Source organism: Myxococcus llanfairpwllgwyngyllgogerychwyrndrobwllllantysiliogogogochensis (assembly GCF_006636215.1).
Lineage (GTDB): Bacteria > Myxococcota > Myxococcia > Myxococcales > Myxococcaceae > Myxococcus > Myxococcus llanfairpwllgwyngyllgogerychwyrndrobwllllantysiliogogogochensis.
The window spans coordinates 1-6,487 of record NZ_VIFM01000421.1; the positions used below are offsets into that span (position 1 = coordinate 1).

Annotated in this window: 6 protein-coding genes; 3 read left to right on the plus strand and 3 right to left on the minus strand. The window is 68.9% G+C overall.

The window, feature by feature from the left end; genetic code table 11:
- Positions 1-40: 40 nt before the first annotated feature.
- Positions 41-361, plus strand: a complete 321-nt coding sequence (locus FJV41_RS47300) for a HesB/IscA family protein (protein WP_438616788.1) — start codon at positions 41-43, stop codon at positions 359-361.
- 123 nt (positions 362-484) lie between these two features.
- Here the strand turns inward: FJV41_RS47300 and FJV41_RS47305 are convergent, their stop codons facing one another.
- From FJV41_RS47305 to FJV41_RS47315, 3 genes are read right to left on the minus strand one after another with little or no spacing between them, the layout of a single operon-like run.
- The gene (locus FJV41_RS47305) at positions 485-1,003 is read right to left on the minus strand and encodes an acyl-CoA thioesterase (RefSeq protein WP_141649209.1); all 519 of its coding nucleotides are present in this window, start codon (positions 1,001-1,003) and stop codon (positions 485-487) included.
- Between the two features lie 51 nt (positions 1,004-1,054).
- Complete coding sequence (locus FJV41_RS47310; protein WP_141649210.1) at positions 1,055-1,819, minus strand: deoxynucleoside kinase; 765 nt, start codon at positions 1,817-1,819, stop codon at positions 1,055-1,057.
- A gap of 11 nt (positions 1,820-1,830) precedes the next feature.
- Complete coding sequence (locus tag FJV41_RS47315) at positions 1,831-2,649, minus strand: glycerophosphodiester phosphodiesterase family protein (RefSeq protein ID WP_141649211.1); 819 nt, start codon at positions 2,647-2,649, stop codon at positions 1,831-1,833.
- 152 nt (positions 2,650-2,801) lie between these two features.
- Here FJV41_RS47315 and FJV41_RS47320 point away from each other — a divergent pair, with 152 nt between their 5' ends.
- Both FJV41_RS47320 and FJV41_RS47325 read left to right on the plus strand, forming a co-directional pair.
- Entirely contained in the window at positions 2,802-3,866 is a 1,065-nt protein-coding gene (locus tag FJV41_RS47320; RefSeq protein WP_141649212.1) for a hypothetical protein, read from the plus strand.
- A 208-nt stretch (positions 3,867-4,074) separates the two neighbouring features.
- Positions 4,075-6,487: serine/threonine-protein kinase (locus FJV41_RS47325; protein WP_141649213.1), on the plus strand; the 2,413-nt coding region annotated here is incomplete at its 3' end.

Consider the following 6,487-nt stretch of genomic DNA (forward strand, 5'->3'; position numbering starts at 1 on the left):
GGCCACCACGACGGCCCCCCAGTCCGCCCCGCCCGAGGCCGTGCGTTTGACGGAAGGCGCCATCCGGCAGGTGAAGGAGGTCATCAAGGCCCAGGGCTTCGAGGGCTACTTCTTCTCCATCCGCGTCGTGCCGGCTGGCTGCAGCGGCCTCGGCTATGACCTGAACCTGGTCAAGGAGTCGAAGGCCGGCGACAGCGTCTGGGAGCAGGATGGCGTGAAGCTCGCCACCGACGGCATGAGCGCCCAGTACCTGGCTGGCACGGAGATCGACTACGTCTCCGCCATCACCGGCTCGGGCTTCAAGTTCAACAACCCGAACGCGAAGTCCTCCTGCGGCTGCGGCACCTCGTTCACGACCTGAGTTCCCGTCGTGACGTGGCTCGCGACGGTCCACGCTTCCTGAGGCGTGGACGGGTGCTCGCGAGCCGACACGAGGGTGGGTGTGCTGCCCGCCCTCGTGGTTCCCCATTCCGAGCGGGCCTGCTCAGGCCCCGGCGATGGGCTGCATCACCTTCAACCAGGACTGGTTTTCCTTCTGCCGCGCCAGTCGCTGGGCGCGTCGCGCCTCGGCCTCCCGGAACGACTCGCGCTCGGTGTCCGTCTCCATCAGCAGCGGCGGCACCGGGACACGGCTGCCGTCCTTGTCGATGGCCACGAAGGTCAGGAGCGCGCTGGTGGTGAGCGTGCGCTCGCCGGTGAGGGGATTCTCCGCGTGCACCGTCACGCCCACTTCCATGGAGGTGCGGAAGGCGGCCAGCACGCGCGAGTGCAAGAGCGCAATCCAGCCGACCTTGATGGGCGCGTGGAAGTGCAGGTCATCCATGGACGCCGTCACGACGACTTGCCGGCAGTGACGCTGGGCGGCCACCGCGCCGCAGATGTCGATCCACTCCATCACCTTCCCGCCGAACGCCGCGTTCAGGTTGTTGGCGTCCGGAGGCAGGATGAGTTGGGTCATCACCACCTCCGTGTCCTTGGCTCGCTTGGGCGTCATGTCCGACATCTCACACCTTCCATGCAGGGACTGGGGGGCGCATGCGTGGCCCCCCGTGCCTCATGCCAGGAAGGTGGAGACGCGGTCCAGGAACTCCTCACGGCCCCGGCCCCGGCGGATGTCCTGGTTTGACACATCCATCACTAGGCACTCCACGCCGTACTTCTCCTGGAGCACCTGGGGGAAGGACGCGTAGTAGCCGTTGAGGCCTCGGAGGAACTGCGGGCGGATGCCCTTCTCTTCCTCGCGGCCGCGGGTGCGGATGCGCTCCAACAACACGTCCACGCTGCCGACCTCGAAGCAGATGACCTTGTCCGGGCGGATGATGTGGCGCGACAGGCGCTGGAAGTACTCGTAGTAGAGGTCCAGCTCCGCGTTCGTCAGGTGCCCCAGGCCGTGCAGGTACTTGGCGAAAATCTCCGGGTCCTCGTACAGCGTGCGGTCCTGCACGCAGCTGCGGCGGTACGAGTGGATGAGCTCGTGGTGCTCCACGCGACGGATGAGGAACTCGAGTTGGAGCGTGAAGGACCAGCGCGACATGTCCGAGTAGTAGTCGCGCAGGAAGCGGTTATCGATGACGGGCTCGTCGAACAGCTCGTAGCCGAAGCTCTGGCTGAGCATCTTCGCCGCCGTCGTCTTGCCCGCGCCGATGTTTCCGGAGAGCGCCACGAAGCGCCGCCCCTTGGGGGCCTTCACCTTCGGCTTCTCCTTCACCGCGTTCTTCGCACGGGGGGCAGCGGCCTCGCTCCGACGGGCTTCGGTGGGAGGCTTCGGGGCGGCGGCCGGAGAGGGGGACGGGCGCGAGCGCGAGGTGGTACGAGGCATGGAACCGGGGCTTAACCCGGCTTGGTTAGGTCGTCCATTCGCTGCCTCAGCAGGTCCGGTCGGTCGGTCATGATTCCGCCGACCCCTTCTTCCAGCAGCCGTCGCATCTCGTCCGGGTCATCCACCGTCCAGACGTTGACCCACTTGCCGCGCGCCGCGCAGTCGCGCAGGAAGTCCGCGTCCACCAGCCGCACCTCGCCGAAGTACAGCGGCATGTCGAGCACGGTGAAGCGCGGGTCCTCCGGCGGCGGCTCTCCGCCGCGCAGCGCGATGACGAGCGCGGCCAGCGCGTCGCGGGGGTAGAAGTGACACGCGTGGGGCAACCGGGCGACCAGCCGCTCGCCCACCGCGTCCTGCTCGCTGCCCATGCACACGCGCTCCACCGCGCCTTCGTCCTCCAGCAGTCGCGCGAAGACCTCCTCGTGGCCGGGCACGTCTGGCTTCAACTCCACGTTGAGGCGCAGCGCCGGAAAGGCGCGCAGCACTTCTCTCAGCGTGGGGATGCGCACGCCCTGCCCTCGGAAGGGAAACGTCCGGCCCTCATCCGGGGTGAATCCATACCCCGCATCCAGCTTCTTCAGCTCCGACAGTGTCTGCCCCGCAAGGGGCCCGAAGCCATCCGTGCAACGCTCCAGTGTGTCGTCGTGCGCCACGATGACTTCGCCGTCCCGCGTCACGTGGACGTCGAGCTCCAGCATGTCCGTGTGGAAGCGCTCCACCGCCTGACGGAAGGCTTCCATCGTGTTCTCCGGGGCGAGTGACGCGCCGCCGCGGTGCGAGATGTGCAGCGTGGGCCGCAGTCCTCGGAGGAAGGCGGGGAGGGCGTTCATGGCTTCCTCGATTTCACGAAGGTGTCACCGGCCTGGCGGGAGTGGCTTCCTTGCCGGCCCCCGCGGGCCGCCGGTATAAGGCCGACATCCTCGGACCGACTGGCGTCGACTTCAACCCTTGGGCGCCGCGACAAGAAATGGAGATACGAGACATGCAACTGCGCAAGACTCTTGGCGCGGCAGCGCTGATCACCGCGGCGGTTTTGGCATCGGTGGCGGGCTGTTCCGGTCGTGACGATGGCGACGAGACCCCAGACTCCGGCCCGGGCTGTTCGGGCACGTGCGGCGATGCTGGCACGGACGCTGGCACGGACGGCGGCCCCACGCAGAACTGTCCCGCGCCCGTCAACGGCATGGGCCCCATCGGCAACCTGCGCACCGCCGGTGAGCGTGGCCAGTCGGTCACCCTGGACAACGTGGTGGTGACGGCGGTGAGCAATGTCTCCCGCGGCAGCGCGGGTGACTTCATCGCCCGCTTCTGGGTGGTGAACCCCTGCTTCCCGACGGAAGGCATCTACATCGACAAGTTCTACACCGACCTCGTCATGAACTACGAGCCCGTGGTGGGCGACGTGTTGACCATCACCGGCTTCTTCCGCCGCTTCTACCCGAATGGCGACGACAACGTCCCCGCCGGGCGTGACGCGTACCGCCCGGTCATCAAGAGCGACTTCCAGCTCAACGTCGCGGGCGTCAGGGGCAAGCTCTCCATCACCAAGCGCGGCTCCGGCCAGATCCTGCCGGACAACGCGGCCCCGGCTAACTTCGGCAACTCCGAGGGCGGCAGCACGAAGCCCAACCCCGAGTTCGCCGGTTCCCGCGTCCACATCCCGGGCCCCCTCACCCTCACCAACGCCAAGCCCACGGCCCTTCGGCAGTACCCGAATGATCCGGAGAACCACAACTACGTGGGCTTCGAGGTGACCGGCGGCGTGCTGGTGGCCAGCTACAAGACGTACCAGGCCTGCGACCTGCGCGCGACGGCCGACGACGGTGGCACGGTGACCTTCCCCAACGGCATCCACGGCGTCTGGGAGACCTTCACCAACACGCCCTGCACGGACGGCGGCACGACGTCCACCGACGGTGGCCCCCCCCGCTTCACCTGCAACACCTACGGCGACGGCGTCATCCCTGGCACGCAGAACGACTATACCTACGTGCTGTACCCCATGACGTGCGACCCGGACATGGTCGGCACGGTCGCGGCGCCGTAGTTCCAGGCCCATCATCCCTTCCGGGATGATCCGCTGATTTCGCCGCCCCTCGCCCATGTCGGGAGGGGCGGTTTCTTTTTGGACGCGACCCCCAGGTCGGTGTCCGCTACCTGTCGATGTGGGCCCCCGGCTCCCCCAACCGTTTGATTGTGGGTAAGCTCGGGAAAAGTCCAACCTGTCCCACCCTGTCAGACGCCTTGTTCCCTCCGTGAACTCCCCCCAGACGGCCATCCCGTTCGGACAGTACCTGCTGATCAAGCGGCTCGCCGTGGGTGGGATGGCGGAGCTGTTCCTGGCGCACCGTCCGCCGGATCCGGAGCTGGTCGTCCTCAAGCGCATCCTCCCGTACCTGTCGGAGGAGCCCGAGTTCGTTCAGATGTTCCTGGACGAGGCGCGCATCGCCGCGCAGCTCAGCCACCCCAACATCGTGCAGGTGCACGAGCTGGGGAAGGAGGGCGACAACATCTTCATCGCCATGGAGTACGTGGAGGGCGTGGACCTTCGCCGGGTGATGGCGGAGGAGCTGAAGTTCGGCGCCACGGTCCCCTGCGGCGTGGCGGCGCGCATCTGCTCGCTGGTGGCGGCGGGGCTGGACTACGCGCACCAGAGCCGGGGCGTGGATGGCCGTCCGCTGGAGCTCATCCACCGGGACGTCAGTCCGCAGAACGTGATGATTGGCTATGACGGGCGCGTCAAGCTGGTCGACTTCGGCATCGCCAAGGCCGGCGCGTTCATGGAGCGCAGCAAGCCGGGCGTCATCAAGGGCAAGTTCCTCTACCTGGCGCCGGAGCAGGTGTCGCAGGAGCGGTTGGACCACCGCGCGGACATCTTCGCGCTGGGGACCATGCTGTACGAAATCACCACCGGCAAGCAGCCCTTCGCCAAGCCGACGACGGAGGGGATTCTCTACGCCATCCGCTTCGACGACCCGACGGCGCCGCACCTGTTGCGTCCCGACTATCCGCTGGAGCTGTCGCGCATCGTCATGCGGTGCCTGACGAAGGACCGCAACCTGCGCTACCCGCGCGCCGCGGTGGTGCATGAGGAACTGGAGGCGTTCCTCGAATCGGGTGAGCTGCAGCAGAGCCTGGACGTGTCCGAGTACATCGCCCGGCTGATGGGGGAGGAGGAGGAGCGCACCATCCTCCACATCCCCATGGCGAGGCCGGTGGGCCGCACCCAGGCCACCGTTCCCCTGGCGGGGAACCGGCTGATGCAGGCGCCGTCCAGGCTGGCCCCGCTGGAGGTCACCGCGCCGACGTTGTCGTCCACCACGCCCATGGCGGAGCCGTCGCCCGGGGCCGTGACGGCGGTGCCCGGGCTCACCGCGCGTCCCACTCCCCGTCGAGTCTCCGCCGAGGCCGTTCCGGCCGCGCGCTACGCGGACGAGCCGGAGCCGGCGACGCAGATGGCGCGCCCACGCGAGCTGCCCACCGGGCATCGTGGTGCCCATGAGGACGCGGACGAGGACATGTCCACCGCCATCCGGACCGCGCCCACCGGATACGTGGTGCCGTCGGAGCTGCAGGACCCGGATGAAGAGGACATGGGGGACGGAGAGTCCACCATTCCGCAGCGGGGGCGGGGCCGCGCGCCTGTCACGCCGCCTCCGGGCCCGCCGGTGCGCCGCTCCAGCACCCACTCGGAGTTCCCTCCCACGCCTCGGTCGCTGTCGGCGGTGGAGCCCCTCACCGCGCCGCCGACCCCGCCGCGCCGCTCGGGCATGTCCCCCTCCGAGCCGCCGCGCGCCGTCGCTCCGCTGGAGCCGCTGCCGTCGCCCCGCGCGGCCGGCTTCGCGGAGGCGCCCGTCGCCAAGACGCCCTCGCCGGTGGAGACCCGCTCCCGTCGCGTGTCGACTCCACCGACGCCCGCCGCCGCGCCGCCCCGCCGGGCCCCGACGCCCGTGCCGCAGGACCCCCGAGACTTCGACATGGGCGAGGCCTCCGGCGACATGACGATGCCCATCCGGCGTCAGTCCATCCTGGACGTGGAGGCGTCGGTGTCGCTCACCACGCCCATGCGACGCATGTCGCCGCTGGACGAGGAGTCCTCGCAGTCGGTGTCGCTCACCACGCCCATGCGGCGCATGTCGTCGGTGGACGTGGAGGCGTCGCTCACCACACCCATGCGGCGCATGTCGTCGGTGGACGTGGAGGCGTCCCAGTCCGTCTCCATCACCCCGGCGACGGTGAGCCACCGCCATGCCTCCCGGCCGCAGATGCCCGCGTCCCGGGGTGGCAAGGCCGTGGGCGACGAGGACGAGAACTTCCACACCGACTCCAGCATGTCGGCGGCGCACACGAATCCCACGGCTTCGCTCCGCGACGACGGCGAGGACGACGAGTCCACCGCCGGGTACGCCGGCTACGACTACCCCGACACGCGCGCGACCACCGGACGCACGAATCCGCGAGGGCTCCTGCTGGCCATCGTCGGCGGACTCCTGCTGCTGGCGCTGGGGGCCATGTTGCTCTGGGTGCTCTACGGCCGGCTCCGGAGCCCCGTGCCGATGTCGTCTCAGGACCTCTCCCGGAGGGCGCTGGAGGAACAGCAGGTACGGCCGTCGGCTCCGGTGCGGGCCAACTCGCCGCCTCCCGTCGTGAATGCCGCGCCCCCAACCG